General features: G+C 61.3%; 1 protein-coding gene. It reads left to right on the top strand.

The window, feature by feature from the left end; all coding sequences use genetic code 11:
• Positions 1 to 269, top strand: a 269-nt coding sequence (locus tag EOD29_RS32005; RefSeq protein WP_164763957.1) for a hypothetical protein, incomplete at both ends; no start/stop codon positions are given.

Here is a 269-nt window from a genome sequence, read left to right as displayed (position 1 = left end):
TACGGCCCTTGGCCGCTGGAAGATGTTCGATAATCTTCGCCGTTCGCTGACGCCGATCGCATGGTTCTTCGCCTCCGTGCTCGGCTGGTATTTCATGGGTCCGCTCGGCGCGCTCGTCTGGCAGATTCTCTTGATCTTCTGCCTGTTCGTGGCGCCGACGCTGTCGCTCATCAACGGCATCATCCCGCGCACCAGCGATATCGTCGCCCGCGCCCATCTCTATACGGTCTGGTCGGATATCACCGCCGCCAATGCGCAGGTCGCATTGC

Origin of the sequence: Mesorhizobium sp. M1A.T.Ca.IN.004.03.1.1 (genome assembly GCF_003997555.1) — a bacterium.
GTDB lineage: Bacteria > Pseudomonadota > Alphaproteobacteria > Rhizobiales > Rhizobiaceae > Mesorhizobium.
Note: the sequence above shows the minus strand (reverse complement) of the source record. Positions and strands in the feature narration are given on the sequence as shown.